14 protein-coding genes are annotated in these 18,311 nt (G+C 42.0%); 11 read left to right on the top strand and 3 right to left on the bottom strand.

The window, feature by feature from the left end; translation table 11 throughout:
- The first annotated feature begins 25 nt into the window (after positions 1–25).
- The 7 genes from gshB to L1070_RS15480 all read left to right on the top strand — a co-directional run bounded on the left by gshB (position 26) and on the right by L1070_RS15480 (position 7,461).
- Positions 26–1,072, top strand: coding sequence for a glutathione synthase (gene gshB / locus L1070_RS15510; protein ID WP_139158579.1), 1,047 nt, complete (start codon positions 26–28; stop codon positions 1,070–1,072).
- Positions 1,056–3,047: a flavohemoglobin expression-modulating QEGLA motif protein gene (locus L1070_RS15505; protein WP_237126227.1), complete on the top strand. Its 1,992-nt coding sequence runs from the start codon at positions 1,056–1,058 to the stop codon at positions 3,045–3,047. Before gshB ends, L1070_RS15505 begins: the two co-directional genes overlap by 17 nt.
- A gap of 110 nt (positions 3,048–3,157) precedes the next feature.
- The gene (locus L1070_RS15500; RefSeq protein WP_070985971.1) at positions 3,158–3,670 is read left to right on the top strand and encodes a cupin domain-containing protein; all 513 of its coding nucleotides are present in this window, start codon (positions 3,158–3,160) and stop codon (positions 3,668–3,670) included.
- Between the two features lie 57 nt (positions 3,671–3,727).
- Positions 3,728–4,309, top strand: a complete 582-nt coding sequence (locus L1070_RS15495; RefSeq protein ID WP_070985972.1) for a nucleoside deaminase — start codon at positions 3,728–3,730, stop codon at positions 4,307–4,309.
- 258 nt (positions 4,310–4,567) lie between these two features.
- On the top strand, positions 4,568–6,433 hold the full coding sequence (locus L1070_RS15490; RefSeq protein ID WP_237126226.1) for an AAA family ATPase: 1,866 nt from the start codon (positions 4,568–4,570) through the stop codon (positions 6,431–6,433).
- A 19-nt stretch (positions 6,434–6,452) separates the two neighbouring features.
- Positions 6,453–6,905 (top strand): N-acetyltransferase, encoded by a 453-nt coding sequence (locus L1070_RS15485; RefSeq protein ID WP_070985974.1) that lies wholly within the window; start codon positions 6,453–6,455, stop codon positions 6,903–6,905.
- 82 nt (positions 6,906–6,987) lie between these two features.
- Positions 6,988–7,461: a VOC family protein gene (locus tag L1070_RS15480; protein ID WP_070985975.1), complete on the top strand. Its 474-nt coding sequence runs from the start codon at positions 6,988–6,990 to the stop codon at positions 7,459–7,461.
- Between the two features lie 60 nt (positions 7,462–7,521).
- On the opposite strand, the gene L1070_RS15475 is transcribed toward L1070_RS15480, so the two are convergent.
- On the bottom strand, positions 7,522–8,595 hold the full coding sequence (locus L1070_RS15475; protein ID WP_237126225.1) for a PepSY-associated TM helix domain-containing protein: 1,074 nt from the start codon (positions 8,593–8,595) through the stop codon (positions 7,522–7,524).
- 224 nt (positions 8,596–8,819) lie between these two features.
- Here L1070_RS15475 and L1070_RS15470 point away from each other — a divergent pair, with 224 nt between their 5' ends.
- The 3 genes from L1070_RS15470 to L1070_RS15460 all read left to right on the top strand — a co-directional run bounded on the left by L1070_RS15470 (position 8,820) and on the right by L1070_RS15460 (position 10,527).
- A complete protein-coding gene (locus L1070_RS15470; RefSeq protein ID WP_237126224.1) occupies positions 8,820–8,993 on the top strand; it encodes a hypothetical protein in 174 nt (57 codons plus the stop codon).
- A 197-nt stretch (positions 8,994–9,190) separates the two neighbouring features.
- Complete coding sequence (locus L1070_RS15465; RefSeq protein WP_237126223.1) at positions 9,191–9,922, top strand: DUF4336 domain-containing protein; 732 nt, start codon at positions 9,191–9,193, stop codon at positions 9,920–9,922.
- Positions 9,923–10,026: 104 nt separating this feature from the next.
- Entirely contained in the window at positions 10,027–10,527 is a 501-nt protein-coding gene (locus L1070_RS15460; protein WP_237126222.1) for a hypothetical protein, read from the top strand.
- A 356-nt stretch (positions 10,528–10,883) separates the two neighbouring features.
- On the opposite strand, the gene L1070_RS15455 is transcribed toward L1070_RS15460, so the two are convergent.
- Positions 10,884–12,734 (bottom strand): S8 family peptidase, encoded by a 1,851-nt coding sequence (locus tag L1070_RS15455; RefSeq protein WP_237126221.1) that lies wholly within the window; start codon positions 12,732–12,734, stop codon positions 10,884–10,886.
- A 307-nt stretch (positions 12,735–13,041) separates the two neighbouring features.
- Between L1070_RS15455 and L1070_RS15450 the strand changes: the two genes are divergently transcribed.
- Positions 13,042–15,327, top strand: coding sequence for an aminotransferase class V-fold PLP-dependent enzyme (locus L1070_RS15450; protein ID WP_237126220.1), 2,286 nt, complete (start codon positions 13,042–13,044; stop codon positions 15,325–15,327).
- Between the two features lie 266 nt (positions 15,328–15,593).
- On the opposite strand, the gene L1070_RS15445 is transcribed toward L1070_RS15450, so the two are convergent.
- On the bottom strand, positions 15,594–18,269 hold the full coding sequence (locus L1070_RS15445) for a PAS domain-containing hybrid sensor histidine kinase/response regulator (RefSeq protein ID WP_237126219.1): 2,676 nt from the start codon (positions 18,267–18,269) through the stop codon (positions 15,594–15,596).
- Between the last annotated feature and the right edge of the window lie 42 nt (positions 18,270–18,311).

Here is an 18,311-nt window from a genome sequence, read left to right as displayed (position 1 = left end):
GTTTAGCTACAAGAGATCAAAGCCTGTGAAAATTTGTTTTATTATGTACCCGTGGCATAAAGTTGAGCCAGAAAACGATTCAACTTTGCGTTTAATCCATGAGTGCGTAAAGCGCGGCCACACCGTAGCGCTTGCAACTGTTAACAATTTAACGATTCGTGATAGTGTTGCTAGCGCATTTTGTGATGTATTCACAAAAGCCAATAAGTGTCCGGACAATATCCCTAGCTTTTATAAAACGGCACAATTTAGACGCGTACAGCTACCTATGGCGGGTTTTGACGCCATTATCATGCGAGCAAATCCTCCGCTGGATACACTGGCGTTGAATTTCTTGGACTCGATTCGTGGTGATACCTTCATCATGAATGACCTAGATGGTTTGCGTATCGCGAACAACAAAATTTACACTGCTTCATTTCAAGATACGGCCAGTGAGTTTATACCTGCAACCCATGTATCAAAAAATCGTGAATATCTTGAGCGTATTTTTGAAGAATCCGCTAGTAACCGTATGATCCTTAAGCCTCTGGATGGGTATGGTGGTCGTGGTGTGATCGTGCTTGAGAAAAACGCTAGACAAAGTTTCCGCTCACTATTGGACTTTTACATAGGTGGTGATGAACACGGTAAAGGCAGCAACTATGTGATCTTGCAAGATTACGTGGAAGGCGCTGAGCAAGGTGACGTACGCATTCTGATGCTCAACGGCGAGCCGATCGGCGCAATGAAGCGTATTCCAGATGCCAACGATGTACGTGCTAACGTTCATGCAGGTGGCCGTGTGGTCAAACACAAATTAACGGCACAAGAGAAAAAGCTGTGTAAGTATATCGGCCCTAAGTTGGTGCGTGATGGTTTGTATTTCACCGGCATCGATGTGATTGGCGGTAAATTGATTGAAGTAAACGTGCTAAGTCCTGGCGGTATTGTGCGTATCAACAAGCTTAACCGCGTGCGTCTACAGGCACAGGTTATTGATTTTGTGGAAAGTGTTGTTCATGCCAAAGAGTTGGTACGCAGCCGTAAATCTGAGTTCAGACAGGTGATTGAAGATGCTAACGCTGTCTGAGCGCGAGTGTATTGCGTTAATTAAAAAAGGTGAGTGCTTTGATGCTGAGGTTGAGTCGGGTGCTTTCATCGTTAAGATAGATGAGTACTCACCGGTCATTTGTGCGGCCATACACAATGGCCACAACTTGCGTAGCGATCTTGAAAAGTCATTTCTTTTGACCAAAGAAGAGCGATTTTTTGAGGAAGATCCATACACAGATGAGCTAATTTCATCATTTCCTATTCAACTCATTGGTAATGACTCGCGTTTTGAATATGACTTGAACCGAGCGAAAACGCTTTCTACGTATTTTAAAACTGCGTGGAACAAGCAGGTGTGGAAAAAGCCACTGAGCACCACTCAGCGCGCAAAAAGTCATCGCAAGCATCAGGCGTTTTATAATGTGCTGGAGGCGGTTATCGCTGAGGTTGAACATCGCTTTAGAAACGCTATTGTATTTGACATTCACTCATACAATTACAAACGTATTGAGCGTGATACGCCAACATTTAACATTGGCTCTGGTCAAATTGATGTTGAACGTTGGGGTAAAGTGAGTGAGTACTTTGAAAAGCAGCTTAATAAAATTAGCTTACCAAACCTTGATGTACGTGCAGCAACCGATGAAGTTTTTCAAGGGCGTGGGTATCTAATTTCTCACGTCAATGCGCACTTTGACAATACCTTAGTGTTGCCAACGGAAGTGAAAAAGGTGTTTATGGATGAGACCACGGGTGAGGTTTATCCGTTGGTTTTAGAAGAGCTTAAAGCAGGTTTTAAAAATGCTATTAGTGACACAGCGGCCTACTTTGTGCGTCGCTATGGGAAGCGCAAAACCACCAAAAAAGCCGATGTGTTGTCGTCCTCAATTAGCCCTGATGTACTAAAGATAGATAAAGCGTTGTATTCATTGTGCAAAAATGTAGAGACCTTAAACTACATTAACCCTGTGAATATCGCCACTGAGCGAAGCCGGTTTTTAAATAAAAGCAGTGATGTGTGTCCCAGCTTTACGTACAAGCAGCTTAATATTAACCCGTACAAGTTTAGAGAGCATTTATATCAGTTACCAGTTGATGAAATCATGGACGCGGACATCCAGCAATTATATCGCCATGTAATTGATAACCTTGCAAACAAAATCGATTTATTGAGCACCATTGGTAGTGATAACTTTTTATATAACTCATTGAAGTATTACGGTGCACCGCAAAAAGCAGATGTTGAAAATGCTAAGTTTATTCTGCATTTGAATAATTCAGAGTTGGAACAGCATCAGGCTGTACATAACGCAGATGAAGCTGTTGAGTATTTTAAGCAAATGGCGCAGCAGTGGGGCTTGGTTTGTCGTATTGAAAAATCAAGCAAAACCGTTGCTAAGGCTATGGTTAACAGCGAGAAGTCGCTGCTAATGGTCAACAAAGACGCCAAGTTTACCGCGCCTGAGCTACATGCTTATGCTTACCATGAGTTAGGTATTCACATGTTGACGACCTTGATTGCCAAAAAGCTGCCGTTGAAGATTTTTGCACTGGGTTTGGCTGGCAATACGCATACGCAAGAAGGGGTTGCGATATACAGTGAATATTGCTCTGGCAGTTTAACAATTGGCCGTTTAAAAACGCTCGCACTGCGTGTATTGGCGGTACAGTACATGCTAGAGCATGGCGACTTTGTGAAAACCTTTCACAAATTGGTGGAAGATCATGGTGCCAGTAGGGAGTCAGCGTTCACACTGACAACCCGTGTGTATCGTGGTGGTGGGTTTACCAAAGATCATTTATACCTCAAAGGTTTTAGAGATGTGTTACATCTAGCTAAACATACATCGCTGGACAATCTGTTAATGGGCAAAGCAGGGTTACTAGATTTGAGTGTGATCTCTGAAATTGTTGAACGCGGCATGTTACCTAAACCTACGCCATTATTCGATTTAACTTATCGGCCTTCAGGTAATCCTGTACTGGATTTTGTGATAGGCTCAATCAAGTAAATTCACTACAACCACAGTCTGCTCTGGCTGTGGTTGTCTATAACCTTCCTAACTTGTTGCTATCACAGTACATGTTACACTGAATTCCCCTTTCGTATTAAGGAAGTAACATGGATAAGTACCTATTGAAGCGCAGTGATATCGAGCAACTTAGGGGTCTCGAAAAGACCCACTTTTTAAACGATCAAGCTCAGCGGCTAAACAAATCACTCGGTGATGAAACGGGCCTGACAGGGTTTGGCTTTCATATCATTGAGGTTGAACCCGGCTTTTATTCCACTGAATTTCATAAGCATTATCATGAAGATGAGTGTATTTATGTGCTTGAGGGGGAGGCAACGGCGACCATCGGTGAGAAGCAATATCACATTGGTACGGGAGACTTTATTGGCTATCGTGCTGGTGGCCTTGCACACACTATCTATAACAGTGGTGCCACAACATTAAAATGTATTGTGGTGGGGCAACGTTTGGCGCATGATGTGGGAGATTATCCTTGCTTACAAAAACGTATTTATCGCCAGCAAGGCTTGCCTTGGAACTTGGTCGATCTTGACGCTATTAAAGAACCAGTAGCTGGAAAAAAAATGCATGATGGGAGCACCAAGCGTTATAAAAGCTGAATTTAAACTATGCTTTTAAAGCGAGGCAACAAGAAATTACTTTTAAAGGGAGAACCTATGGCCATACTTACTAAAAATACACAGGTTTCAGACGAGGTACTGGCTGTTATCGCTCATATGCCCACCCGTAGCTTACCAACACTTATGAATGCTGAGTTTTCCTGTGCTTTAACGGACGCTGATTTTATGCGTATTGCCGTGCTCTTAGCGCAAAAAAGCTATAAAGAGGGTGGTTGCCCCATTGGTGCGGTGATCATCGACAACCAAACACGGCAAATAGTGGGTAAAGGACACAATACCTTAGTACAAGAGGATCACCCCTATAATCATGGCGAGACGTCTGCAATTCGTGATGCTGGGCGCATTGATTTTGGTAAAACCACCTTGTTTACCAGCTTAAGCCCATGCGATGTATGTGCGACTCTTTTGTACATGAGAGGCTTTGATAAAGTGGTTGTAGGCGATGTGACCAACGCGTCGGGCAATGAAGATTTACTTCGCGCGAAAGGGGTGACGGTTGAGATACTTGAAGATCAACAAGGTATTGCTCAGTACGCCAAATTTAGAGCGGAAAAACCAGCACAAGACTTAGAAGACTGGCAGGGCTTAAATGCGGTGAATAACCCAAGAGTGCTGTAGTTTAGCGTAACCCCTTTGAGCTAAGCTTTCGTTAGCACCCCGAGACATCCCTAGAAAATGGTCGCCAATTGGTGGTCATTTTTTTGTTTGTATTGACCACTTTTCCTTTGTAATGCATGTTAGAGCTTAAAAAATCAATAATGAGAGCTTAGCGCACCGATATCCTAGTGAATAGGCGGGCCGTGTTGAGTGCGCTCACGTGGTGCTAGAAAACTCAAATATTCAGCGTGTGGTGAGTTGTTTAGATTAGGGAAATAAATGAACTTCATAAAAAAAGTAAGCGTCGGAACAAAAAGTAAACAAGAGTCTATTCTATTGAACATCAAAGTTCCCCGCGGGAATGAAACAAAGCTAATCGTGTTTGCGGGTAAAAACCGCTCGGGAAAATCACATATTATCAATCATATTGATAGAAGTATTAAAGAACACAATGCTAATGGGAACAAGAGCTCTCAAGATGGTTTTACACCGAGGCGTTCTTCTGTTGCAGTTGAATTACAAGACCCTAATTTGAGCTGTAAGAATGTATTTTTACTCAATGACTTAGACTATGTATTAAAGAAGTTTACTTATATCCCACTCGGTGATGGCAGGATCACTAACGACGAAGCTAGTAACATTGAAAACATATGCAGGCAGGTTTTGTGGGAGTTTATTGGAAACCACCTCAGAGACAAACATGCAAATGAGTTTGATAAGAAAAAGTGGCTAGCGGATAAAAGTTATCGTTTTGATTATTGTGCAAATATCAACCCAGATAAACTGTATAAGTGTGATGGTGCGTGTGAAGTAACAAGAGATTTAGAATCAATTACTAACGGCCACCTATATTACAGATATAACAATGCAACCAAAAATATAGAATTACACCTAAGATACTTTGACGGTCAAATATTTCCAAATCCTTCTTGGAGTCAGGGACAAAGAGCGTTGTTTTTCTACTTATGTTTTATTTGCTACAAAGAAATCAGTATCTTGCTAATAGATGAAGTAGAAACTTATTTACATCCACAATATATTTCATTTTTGTGTGAGAAGATTAAACAGACAATCCCCCAAGCGATAGTTACGACTCACCATCCTCACGTTATTTTCTCAAAACTGATAGATCAATGTTGGTATGTAGAGCTTGATGAACCTAAGTGTATAGAGCCTGAACTTGAAATTGACTTTGAAAAAAGATCGAGAGCGGTTTTACCAACCTTTTCTCGTAAGATAGTGGATCTTGAAAGTGATTTTGAGAAAGTAAGTATGACTTACAAGTTATTTGATGGCTATGACAATAATTTGCTAAGACTATCACAATCCAACAGCCTTGCTTTGTCTGAATCGGTTTTGAGAAGCTTTGCAAAAGCCTTCAACTACGGTGCGGTACAACATAAAAACTCCAACAAGCCTGATTTACAAAACGACAAGTTAGCTGATTTTATTAAGCGAAAACTATCAAGCCAAAGTGGTAAGAGGCTAGAGGTTTTAGACTTAGGGGCGGGTTATGGAAGAACGTTTTTTGAAGTTAGTAAGCTCCCCGATGTTAAGAACAATATTCGATGGTCGTTTTGGGAACCTTTTGAAAATGTCAGGGAAGAGTTGGGCAAATTGATAGAACAAGACAGTAATAATGTAGAGATTATTAATCTTGAAGCGAATATTCTGACTTCTTACTATGATTTGGTGGTTATTTCCAACGTGCTACATGAATGTAACCCGAATGATTTCGCACAAATTATTAATAGAGCAGCTCAGGCGGTAAAAGGTGATGGGCAAGTCGTTATAATCGAGCTGTATCCCTTACTTCACCCAGAAAAATATGCTGTTCCGTATTGTGAATCTGACATGAAAGTGATTTTGCGAAAATCCGGTTTTGATGTTGAATCAACTTCATTGAACATAAAAAACTCATCCGTAAGCGCATACTGGATAAAAGCAACAAAAAACCCGCAGAAGATAGTTACTTCTGAGGGAGTAAAAGAAGCCGTGTTGTTGCAATGGGACTACATTCTTGAGAATACTTGTGGCGATTACAAAGGAAAGCCCGAGATCACTGAACCCGAGCACGTCGTGCAGGTAATGGGAGAGTTAACCACGATAGCGAGTATTCAAAGCTTTTTTTTAGGACAATGGTGAAACCAAAGCTAGGATGACTATGATAACTAAACTAAAACATCACGATGAGCGTATCGCTAAGCAAATCTGGTGCGTATCGCAAAGGTCTTATAGCGTCGAGGCAGAATTGATAGGACGGGAAGATTTTCCACCACTGTCTCGAACAGTGGCTGATATTAAAGCTGCAAAAAGTGATTTTTATGGTTATGTGGAAAGCGATGACGTCGCTGCGGTGATTGAAATTGAGATGACCGAGCTGCACCTAGAGATCCATAGCTTGGTGGTTGACCCGAATCATTTCAGGAAGGGGATAGCAGATAAACTGATGTGTTTTGTGCTGAGTGAATTACACATTACTTCTGCTTGGGTCGAGACGGCGGTGGTAAATGAGCCAGCCATTAGATTGTATCGCAAACATGGATTTGTAGAGATAGAGAGGTTTACTCCACCACACGGTATTAAAAAACTCGCTTTGTTATATTCATCAAGCTAAATTAGGTTGTTTTTTAAGCTGTTCACATTGTTTATTTTCAGCTAGTCTCATTGGGCAACGAATAACGACAAAGGAAAAAGTTATGACCGTATCTGCTATCCCAGAAGGATTTCACTCAATTACCCCTTATTTAATTATTGATGGTGCATTGAGCGCCATTGTGTTCTACCAAAAAGCTTTTAATGCTGAGCTGGTCATACAGCTTCCCATGCCCGATGGGGGGGTTGCCCATGCAGAACTCAAAATAGGTGATTCACACATTATGTTATCTGATATGTGCTCAGAGGTGCACTTCCAAGATCCGCAAGCGCTGGGTGGTACAGCCGTAAGCCTCATGCTGTATGTCGAGGATGTGGATAGCGTATTTGCCAATGCTATTGCGTTGGGGGCTACCGAGATAAGACCTGTTCATGATCAGTTTTATGGTGACAGGGCGGGGACATTACAAGACCCATTTGGCCATGTTTGGACCATCGCCACGCACACAGAAGATCTAAGCCAAGAGGAAATTATGCAGCGTATGGTTGATTTTATGAGTCAACAACAGGATGTATAAGGCAAACTCAAAAGAGCTTCATAGCTTAAAGAGCGCAGATAAAAGCGCTCTTTTTGTTGGTTAGCTTTTTTTACCTTTGCGTTGTCGTTTCACATAGAAATAGCCTCCCGAAATTACCAAGAAAACGGGAAGTAGGGTAAGTATCAGCCATAAGATTTTAGTGAAATGTCCGCCAAAACTACCAACGTGAAACACATATCTAAAATTCCATGTTGCGGTTGCTGCACTTTGATCAACGGCGTCAAACTTTTGCACTAACTGGCCTGTATTCATATCAACCCAACGCATACTATGAGGAAAAAACTCGTTTTCTAACTGTACGCGTCCAGACATAAGCGCATTGTTATGTGCAAAGCTCAAGCGTTGTAACTTTGCACCATCAAGGTTATCTAAAATGGTTTGATATGCCTTGTCCACAGACACCAATGGACCTGTTTGTTCTATTTTTGGTGCCTCGACCTTGGTAATGTCGCTAAACGTTAGCGTTTTAACAACCGCCTGAGTCGCGTCTTTCCAATGAAATGTCATGCCAGAGAAGGCAATCAATATAAGTGGCAGCGAACAAATCACACCAAGTGTGATATGTAATTGGTACAATAAAACTTTAGGTTTTGCCTTCCAATTAATTTTTAACCTTTTCAGCGGCTTTTTGGGCTTTAGCCACAGCCATAACCCTATCAATATCTCAATAATTAACATCAAACTTGCGATAGAGATAAACACTTTGAAGGGTCGTTCACCATCATCATTTTTATATAGCAACCAGCGGTGAAACAGCATGATCACCCCGTAGAAGGTTTCGCTGTAGCGGTAATGCTTGATGACTTCACCGGTGTAAGGGTTTAGATTTACAGCGGTCATATCATTTAAAAAAACTTGCCATGCTAAGTCGGACTCGTCTTGAAGACGAATTTGGCGAATATGTGACCCTGTATGTTTCTCAACCTCAGTGACAAGCTCAGATAAACGTAAAGTTTGCGTTTGAGGCGTCACCCGCCACTCACTGGGCGCTAAAGCGCGCTGTAGTTCGTGACCGTATACCAATAAAGCACCACTGATGCAGATACATAGCAAAAGAATTGCGGTAATTGCTGCGATCATTAGGTGACATTGTCTAAGTATTTTTACAAGCATAATAAATTCAAAACGTGAAGCGTTTGCCTCTCGACCCGTAATAGATGAAAACGCTATGTAACTCTTGCGTAATCAGACCAAATATTTGTAGCAAGTTATTGAAAAAATTGCGTTTCGCAACATAGATGCCACTGGTGAGCTTGTTTGCTCTGATTGCAAAATTAGCAGCGCAATGTCTCTGTGCCTTATCAGAGTTTTTATTGCGATTTTATAAATGCAAATCGATGTCATATGCTAATGATAATGGTTATCAAAATCAAGCTTGTGTTGCTATTTTAGCGCTTTTAGGCCAAGCACTTCGCATATTGACTAAACGCCTAGACAAATACCGTTGTAATATTGAGGTGATTTTCTCATGTTTGAGTGAACAAGGAATGTGGCCGAGCGGTTCACCATAAAAATTATGTCACTTGACTCTACCTAAGATTTAAACAAAAGGTGTTAGATGGATGTAAATATATTCCGCTGACTGAGCTTTAAGGTGGTATTCAGTCAGCTTTATTATTCTTAAAAGTGCATTAAATGAAATTGTTCATTGATATGAGAAAAACCATGGCGAGCAAAATTTGGGAGAGAAGCTTTGATAGGAGGGAATATGATAAAGATAGCAGACAATATCTGGGTGTTTGACGGCGAATCTGTATGTTATTTTTCGTTGCCTCATGCCACCCGAATGACAATCGTACGTTTTGACGACAATTCTTTGTGGCTACACAGTCCTATCAAGTTAACCGATGCCCTTATTCACGAAATATCCTCATTAGGGAAAGTGAAATATCTGATAGCACCCAATGAACTACATCATTTATTTTTGTACGACTGGCAAATACAGTTTCCTGAAGCCGCTTTAATGGGAACGGCGCAAGTGGTTAGAAAGCGCCATGATCTTGAGTTTAATGCTGTGTTGTCGGCTGATTTTTCACCCTCTTGGCCACCTGATATTGATTACTTGCTGTTTACAGGGTCACCAGCAATGGAAGAGGCGGTTTTTTTTCATCGGCCCTCATGCTCGCTTATTGTGACTGATTTAATTGAAGGAGATGTCAGTGCTGGATGTGAACCTTCACAAAATTGGTTGGCTAAATTCGCAGGAGTGGTGACACCGGGGGCTGATGCATTTCTGGATTGGCGTTTGAGCTTTACTTTTCATAAAGAAGAAGCGAGACAGCATATCGAACAAATGCTCTCTTGGCGTCCTGAAACAATTATTATGGCCCATTCACACATTGTGGAGCATCGTGCAGAACAGTTTTTAGAGCGAGTATTCTCTTGGTTGCATCCGCGTGTTATTGAGCAGCAACACGAAAAAGCCTTGGGCGACCTCTAGAGCCACCTAAGGTCAGTAAGGTTAAAGTTTGTAATTTCCTAGCATGGTGAATTATTAAACGCTAAAGTATTTTGTTGCCACCTATTGCTAAATGGAGTAGTACGATGTTAACACGATATCTAATCATGGGCTGTTTAATAGCGAGTTCACAGATAGTGGCTAAGTGTAATGAAAGCGGCTATCGCAGCTTTGACTTTTGGCTTGGTCACTGGCAAGTATTTACCAAAGACGGCCAGCTTGCAGGGGAAAACACTATCAGTAAATCTCACGACGGTTGTGTTGTAAAGGAGGTTTACAGTACGAAGTCTGGCTTTTCTGGAGAAAGTCTCAATATTTACGATATTAATACCAACACTTGGCATCAAACTTGGGTGGATAACTCAGGTTTACTCCTACGGTTAGATGGTGGGCTCAATGATGGACGCATGATTCTTTCCGGGGCGCGCTCTGCAGATAGCCAAAAGCAAGTTATAGAGCGTATTACTTGGACGCCAAATGAAGATGGTACAGTCCGTCAGTTATGGGAACGCAAAGAAGTTACAGCAACGCAGTGGCAAACTGTATTCGATGGATTGTATAAGCCTGCCAAGGCTGACAAAAATTAAGAAGATACATTTACCCCCACAGCTGTATAGCGAAGAGCAACATCATTTGGTGTTGCATCAATATTACGTATTCTCTGCGCCGTTAAAGAAAACGCGTCATTAAATTCGGTGCGTATTCCAATGCAAACGTTTCAAGAATATCCGCAGTAGCTTAGTCGTAGTTGAATATGTGAGTTTAGCTATGCTGATAAGATGTGCAGCAGTATTTGTGTGCTTTTCAACCAGGACTTATGAAGCTCAAGGTTGGATACGCGGTGCAATGAGTAGTTTGGGGGAAGTTGAGTTTTGTTTGTATAAGAAGCAAAAAAACCCCAGTTAAACTGGGGTTTTATATTTAACCATTAGGTTGCTATGGCTTAGTATTGACCTACTAAACTTACACCTGAGAAGCTAGTGTAGCCGTTTAGCATGATGTAATACGTACCGCCTTGACCTGAGCTGAAAGAGCAGCTTTCGTTATTACCATTTCTATATGGACGACAGTCATAGCTTGATGTAGTTGGTGCTGAACCTTGTTTTACATATAAGTCAGCATCACCAGAGCCACCTGAAATAGACACGTTTAATGTTACGTTTGCTGGTACTTCAATCTTGTAGTTTAATTGTTGATTTTGGCTGCCAGCTAAGCCAGTTACAGGAACACCGTTTTGTAGGCAGTCACTACCGCAACCTGTGTCATCGCCGCCAACTGTTGCTGTCAGCGTCGCGCCGCTATATGAGCTATAGCCGTGTAACATAGCATACCACTCACCGCCTGCAGGGTTTGTGAAGTCACACTGCTCTTCATTACCATTCTTGTATGGACGACAAGCGTAGTCATTCAGAGTAGGTTTTTGACCTTGCTTAACATACAGATCAGCATCACCAGAGCCACCTGTTAGCACGAATGATAGTGCTGCACTTCCTGCAGGAACGTCAATCTTGAAGTAATTTTGAGAACCACTGGCACCGTCAGCTGCAACACCAACGCCGCTTGTGAGTTCTGTTAAAGGAGGCTCTACGATTGGGCCACTTGCAGCTTGTAATAACTCGTTTGGTGAACCAGTCTTAGCATCAGATAGCTTGTTCTTCGCGCTCTTGTCGCTTAACATCTGATCAAGTTGTGATGGTGTAAGGCTTGGGTTTTCATCTAGGTAAAGTGCAACTGTACCAGCAACATGTGGAGCAGCCATTGATGTACCACTGATAGTATTGGTTGCCGTGTTTGAGTTGTACCAAGCTGACTTAATGCTAGAACCAGGTGCATAAATATCTAAACAAGTACCGTAGTTCGAGAAGCTAGAACGGCTGTCGCTGCTTGTTGTTGAACCAACAGTGACCGCATTAGCTGCACGCGCTGGAGAGTAGTTACAAGCATTGCTGTTATCATTACCAGCAGCAACGATAAAGCTAACACCCGATGCAACCGCGCTGTTCACTGCATCATCCAGTGCCTGAGAAGCGCCGCCACCCAGACTCATGTTCGCAACAGATGGGCCACTTGCATTGTTCTTAACCCAGTTTACACCCGAGATAACACCTGAGTTTGTACCTGAGCCACTACAGCTCAATACACGTACGCCTACAACGTTAACATTCTTTGCTACACCGTATGTAGAGCCACCGATTGTACCTGCTACGTGAGTACCGTGACCGTTACAGTCAGTTGCATCAGCATCATTATCGATGAAATCGTAACCGTGGCTTGCGCGGTTACCGAATTCGTTGTGGCTAACAAGAACACCCGTGTCGATAATATAAGCTGTAACACCAGAGCCATCATAGTCGTAGTGATACACACCATTTAATGGCAAGTCTTGCTGGTCAATACGGTCAAGGCCCCATACTGCGCCGTTTTGATCCGCAGCTGTACCAACCATTGGATTAACCGTGACTATTTGGTCTTGCTCAATGTATTTAACGTTGCCGTCTTTTAACATTGCTTCAATTTGTTTCTTGTTTGCATTAACAAGTACACCATTTAAAGCTGTGCCAAAGTTACGCTTTACATTCACATTATACTTATTCGCCAAACTGTTACCTTGCGTTTCAACATACGCTGCAACCTGATTTTCGTCGTTCATGCTCAGTACACTTGGTGTGTCAAACACAACAATATACTGATCTTCAATCGCTCTATCAGGGTTAACAGACAGCATTTGAGCCGCGTAACTGTTTGAAGCAATACCTAAAGTAACTGCTAAAGTGAGAGTGTTTAGCTTTCTCATATTATTTCCTTTACATGTTGTTTTAAGTGGATTCGCTATCTACGATGACTGAAAAAGAACAAAAAATAAACTGTTCTGTTATAATTTTTTAACTTTAGTTTAACCGTAAATACACAACAAATGTTATAAGTACTTTTCTCAATAATCAGATCAAAACCTCCTGAAATGCATGAATATAGAGCTCTTGCACGATGTTTTTACAAAATTAATGGTTGAATAAGCACCACAACTTGCTAATATAGCAATAAGTAATTAGTTATAATTTCTAGTTATAACCAAGTGGTTAGATATAAATAAAGGTCTTGTCATGTCTGAGCAACAGGCGCTAAGCCAAATTTACCTAGATGCAAACGCTACTACACCAGTATTGGCGAGGGCTGCAAAGGCAGCATTGTCGACGATGGAAACGATGTTTGGTAACCCTAGCAGTAGCCATATAAGTGGGTTACAGGCCAAAAAAATAATGGACGAAACACGCAATAAGGCAGTTAAAGTGCTAGGTGCAGGCTCTGGGCAAGTGATCTTTACCAGTGGAGCGACAGAAGGAATCCAAACAGGGATCCTATCAGCACTATATGCCGCTAAAAATAGTATGCAAGCGGATAAAGAATACAGCATTCTTTATGGTGCAACAGAGCACAAAGCTGTGCCGGAGTCTTTGAAACACTGGAATAAAATCCTAGAAATAAATGCAACAGTAAAGCCTATTCCTGTCGATGAGATGGGCAAATTGGACATGGACTTCATTGCGAAAGAAGTACCCAACGCATTAATGATCTGCACAATGGCGGTGAATAATGAAACTGGCGTATATCAAGATTTAGATGCATTGGAACTTGTAATACGAGGCAATAATGCCAATGTCTTTTGGATGGTGGACTGTGTACAAGCTCTAGGTAAACGCTGCCTTGAATTAGCCAATACCAGCATTGACTATGCGCCTTTTAGCGGTCACAAGTTATACGCGCCAAAGGGAATTGGTTTTGTTTACATACGCAAAGGTGCGCCGTTTACACCATTTATTGCTGGCGGCGGACAAGAAGGTGGATTGCGTTCAGGTACAGAGAATCTACCAGGTTTGGCAGCACTCAATGTTATTTTTGATGAGCTACTGGAACAAGGTGACGGGGTGTTTGCCAGTGTTGGTCAGTTACAATTGTTTCGTACACAACTGGCGTTGGCTCTGAAAAATGCGTTTCCAACCGTGGTGTTCAATCATGATTTCACAAATAGTGTGCCCACCACATTGAACTTTGCAATACCTGGCTTTAGCTCTAAAGAAATCATGGACTTGTTTGATGCGGCGAATATACGTGTTAGTTCAGGATCAGCGTGTAGCTCAAAGGTAACACGCAGCTTTGTCCTTGATGCAATGGGCTTGCCTGCATGGCAGAGTGAATCTGCTATTCGCATGTCATTTGGTCCTGCTGTCACTCAGCAACAAATAGATCAGGCATGCGATCGTATTGCGCATTGTGCACAGGCATTAGGTCACAGTTGTTTGCTAAATGCGATGGGAAATATTGACGAAAAGTCTCAGCTGCAAGGTTTAGTGCAGTTTAAAGTCGGTGGCAGTTGCACTTGGCTGTATGCTGATCCAACAACCAAAACAGCAGTTATAGTTGACCCTCTCCCTGAGCTGACTAACCGTTTACTGACGATTTTACAGTGTCAACAGCTACAGCTTGTTGCTGCTATTGATACTCATGGTCATGCCGATCACCAATCAGGGCGAGTGGAATTGGCGAAGCAGCATTTGGCTATGCAGCATACCAACCATTTAGGGTGGCCTGAGGAAGTAGCAAAGATAGAACTTGATGGCCAGTCATATGAAGCTATTTCTATTGGTGATAAGTATTTACTACGTATTGCAACGCCGGGGCATACCGATGACAGCATTTCCCTTGTGCTATGTGACAAACATAAGCTGCAACAGGGTCAGTTGGCGGTGAGCTATGTATTTTGTGGTGATTTGGTGCTTATGGGTAGCCTTGGCCGTACAAATTTTTCAACCAGCAGTGCGCAGTTGATGTTTAACAGCTTGAAGACACTTTTTGATTTGGTCGGTGACGATGCACTGTTGTGCCCAAGCCACGATTACCACAATGAATTCGTAACTAATTTTGCAGCAGAGAGAAGTAGAAACCAGTTACTCAATGGCGTTTTAATGTCTCAACTAAGTGAACAGCAGTTCAAGCAAAATAAGGCCGATTTAGATAAGAATATTCATGATCAGATTGGTGAGGAGATTATGTGTGGTGCATTTACTAGCTCATGTAATCAAAAGCGGCTACAAGAGTACAATACACCTGAGTTAAAAGCTAAATTAAACTCTACGCCAGGGGTTAAGCTCATCGATATACGTGAGCCTCATGAGTATGCACTCAACCATAGGCAAGAGTTTGATATGAACGTACCTTTGACCCGTCTAGCCGATTTTATTTGCCAGCAACAACAGAACAAATCTCAAGAGTTAATATTGGTCTGTCGTAGTGGTAGCCGCTCACAAGTTGCTGCTCAGGCCTTAAAACGTTTAGGCTTTGAACATGTGGGGCACTTGAAGGGTGGGTATGCATTGAGTCAAGCTACGTAACAGAGTAACTGAATGATCGCAATATCTGGAAAGGGCCTTTACAGGCCCTTTTTTTGAGGATTTTTATAGAGAAATAAAACAGATTGAAGCTGTTATGCGAACGAATCTAGAAAAGCGCTAATTCAATTCCTAATTCTTCTCTATAGGTCGACAAAAAGCGCAGAATATAGTTACAGATGATTCATTATTTCCTTAGTAAGCTCTGTAATCGCTGACTCAAAGAACCAGCTATTTACTTTGGGTATTAGGCAAAATAGCAAGCAAGATTAGCTCAATAGGGTCTCTACTACTGATTTAAGTTCATTCATTTCAATGGGTTTAGTTATGTAATCTGTAAAACCTAGCTCGGTTGCCTTTTCTTTATCTGCTGTCATGGCGTTGGCTGAAACGGCTACAACTGGAATATTCTTCGTGTTATCATTTTCCTTCAAAAGTTTAAAAACATCATAGCCAGACATATCAGGCAAATTTATATCCAACAGTATGATGCTTGGTAAGATATGTGATGCAGCATCAATACCACTTGCGCCGTCTATAGCTTCAAAATACTCAACATTGTCAACCCGATTGATGAGCCGCTTCATTAGTTTTCTATTCGTTACATTGTCTTCTATGTATAGTATTGAGTTGGTTTGTGAAGGACAGTCATAGACTTCTCTTAACAGTTGCACCGTAACGGTAAATTTGGTGCCTTCGCCTTCGGTACTTTCTACGGCTATTGTGCCTCCCATTGCTTGTAAAAACTCACTCGCGATGGTTAATCCTATGCCTATTCCTTCCTCACCTGAGTAGGCATCTGAGCCACGTTCAAATGGCTCAAAGATGCTGGTAAGTTTGTCCTGTGACATACCTATACCAAAGTCCTCAATTATCACACGTGCTTGTTCACCAAGTGCCTGCAAAGAAAGATTTATAGCCCCTCCGTCATGACTGAAATGAATGGCATTGTCTAGAATATTGGTAATGACCTGCTTTAATTTGGCGTAGTCTGCGCTGACAAATATCTGAGTGGTCTGCTCGAATGTGATTGTGAGGTGTTTGCTATGTGCTTGCGGTAATAATTGGTTAATCGCAGCTTGTATATTGTCATTGAGCAGGACTTCTTCTTTGCTGATTGCTAAGTTGCCTGTTTGAATAGTTGCTATTTGTAGTATCTCGTTCACCATGGTCATGAGATCTTTTCCCGCTTTGGAAATTTCATTCAAACTGTCTTGCTGAGCAGGTGTTAGAGGTTCGTCATCTAGAATTTGCGTGAAACCAATGATGGCATTGAGTGGCGTTCTAAGCTCATGGCTCATTCTTGATAAGAATTTTGACTTAGCTTGACTGGCGGCTTGAGCTTGTTGTGAGGCAGTTTCTAATTCTGTGGTACGTTGTTTTACTTTCTCCTCTAAGTCTGTACGGTATTGGCTTAGTGCAATTTCATACTTTTTTTGTTCGGTAATATCACGAACAATGCCAGTAAACATCTTTTTATTGTTTACGCTCATTTCACTTATCGACAGGGATATTGGGAAAACAGAGCCGTCTTTTCTTCGCCCTAGAACCTCTCGACCAGAACCTATAACTTTTTTTATCCCAGTATTTCTGTAATTTGATAGATATGTATCGTGCTCCTGCTGATAAGGGGCTGGCATTAGCATTTTTATGTTTTGCCCAATGACCTCATGCTCTGTATAGCCAAATATTTTTTCAGCGGCAGGGTTAAAGCTATCAACTATGCCATATTCATCAATGGTGATGATGCCATCTATGACTGTTTCAATAATGGCACGGGTTCGCGAAACTTGATCGCTCAACAGGGATTTTTGCGCCGTTATTTCAGAAATATCTCTAACAACGCCTGTGAACATTCGCTCGCCATCCACATTCATTTCACTGACAGATAGCTCAAGAGGAAAGAGTGCGCCATCAGCTCTTTGGCCCAACACCTCGCGACCAGAGCCTATGACTTTCGCGTTTCCGGTATCTAAATAATTAGTAATGTAATCATTGTGTTCATCCTGATAAGGTGTGGGCATAAGCATTTTTACATTGTTGCCGATGACTTCGTTAGCACGATAACCAAAGATTTTCTCCGCCGCCAGATTAAAGGTCTCCACTGTACCGTGCTTGTCGATGGTGATCACGCCATCTATGACTGTGTTTATAATCGCTGACAAGCGTGAATACTGCGACTGAAGTTGCACTGACAGCTGATCTTTTTGGTGTAACTCTGATTCTAATTGCACGCTGTCTGCATTACTTTGAGCCTCGATAGATGAGATCCCCTGTTCGATGACTGAAAATTCATCACCTTGTAACTCATTGAGTGAACGAGGATCTGGAAAGCTATGTATTGCCTTTTTAAGCCCACGTATACGCAGCTTGAGGTAGGCTAGTATAGACACCGACAATATAAACGCGAATAGCAGCCAAACGAGCTGTTGAGATAGGCTCTGCTGTGGTGGTTGAGTTATCCGCTGTTGCAGCGCATATAAAAAGCACTGTGTTTCGGCTACAGAAGCACTATTACATGCTTTAGTGAGGCCAAATAAAGAGTCTTGTACTTTTAAAAAAACGGGCTCTGTTGCTGTCAGTGCATCTAGAATCAGGTCATCGCTGCTTATGACCTGTATTGCTGGGGAATCTATTGCCATTTGCTCAGTGCTGTCGATCACACGTTGCGTACCAATGGTGATAAGGTAGCCGGAGGTTGTATGCTGTGGGCTTTCATCAAGGCTGTTTTTCCAAGCTAAAAACGCCGCTTGTGGTTCCATTTTTCTCGCTATAGAGGACAGTAGTCTTAATTGACTATCAAGGTGGGTTTGGTGGATTGCTGCTGATGTGGTTGCGCTATTCTCCTTTGCTTGTTCTGTGACTATCAAATACAGTGCACTAAAGCACGAGCAAACGAGTAAAATCACCACATAGGAGTAGGGGGTTGTTTGAACTGCCTTCATCTTTTGCAAACACCTCATAGCACGCTTCTTTCATCATTGAGT

This window comes from Pseudoalteromonas sp. MMG022 (assembly GCF_021654245.1).
In the GTDB taxonomy this organism is placed as follows: Bacteria; Pseudomonadota; Gammaproteobacteria; order Enterobacterales; family Alteromonadaceae; genus Pseudoalteromonas; species Pseudoalteromonas amylolytica.
The sequence above is the reverse complement of the archived record's forward strand: the minus strand, read 5'-3'. Positions and strand labels throughout refer to the sequence as shown.

Bases quoted from the DNA above. Each gene is read 5' to 3' on its own strand.
- L1070_RS15505 (WP_237126227.1), top strand. From the start codon at position 1,056: ATGCTAACGCTGTCTGAGCGCGAGTGTATTGCGTTAATTAAAAAAGGT.
- L1070_RS15500 (WP_070985971.1), top strand. From the start codon at position 3,158: ATGGATAAGTACCTATTGAAGCGCAGTGATATCGAGCAACTTAGGGGT.
- L1070_RS15495 (WP_070985972.1), top strand. From the start codon at position 3,728: ATGGCCATACTTACTAAAAATACACAGGTTTCAGACGAGGTACTGGCT.
- L1070_RS15490 (WP_237126226.1), top strand. From the start codon at position 4,568: ATGAACTTCATAAAAAAAGTAAGCGTCGGAACAAAAAGTAAACAAGAG.
- L1070_RS15485 (WP_070985974.1), top strand. From the start codon at position 6,453: ATGATAACTAAACTAAAACATCACGATGAGCGTATCGCTAAGCAAATC.
- L1070_RS15480 (WP_070985975.1), top strand. From the start codon at position 6,988: ATGACCGTATCTGCTATCCCAGAAGGATTTCACTCAATTACCCCTTAT.
- L1070_RS15475 (WP_237126225.1), bottom strand. From the start codon at position 8,595: ATGCTTGTAAAAATACTTAGACAATGTCACCTAATGATCGCAGCAATT.
- L1070_RS15470 (WP_237126224.1), top strand. From the start codon at position 8,820: ATGTCATATGCTAATGATAATGGTTATCAAAATCAAGCTTGTGTTGCT.
- L1070_RS15465 (WP_237126223.1), top strand. From the start codon at position 9,191: ATGATAAAGATAGCAGACAATATCTGGGTGTTTGACGGCGAATCTGTA.
- L1070_RS15460 (WP_237126222.1), top strand. From the start codon at position 10,027: ATGTTAACACGATATCTAATCATGGGCTGTTTAATAGCGAGTTCACAG.
- L1070_RS15455 (WP_237126221.1), bottom strand. From the start codon at position 12,734: ATGAGAAAGCTAAACACTCTCACTTTAGCAGTTACTTTAGGTATTGCT.
- L1070_RS15450 (WP_237126220.1), top strand. From the start codon at position 13,042: ATGTCTGAGCAACAGGCGCTAAGCCAAATTTACCTAGATGCAAACGCT.
- L1070_RS15445 (WP_237126219.1), bottom strand. From the start codon at position 18,269: ATGAAGGCAGTTCAAACAACCCCCTACTCCTATGTGGTGATTTTACTC.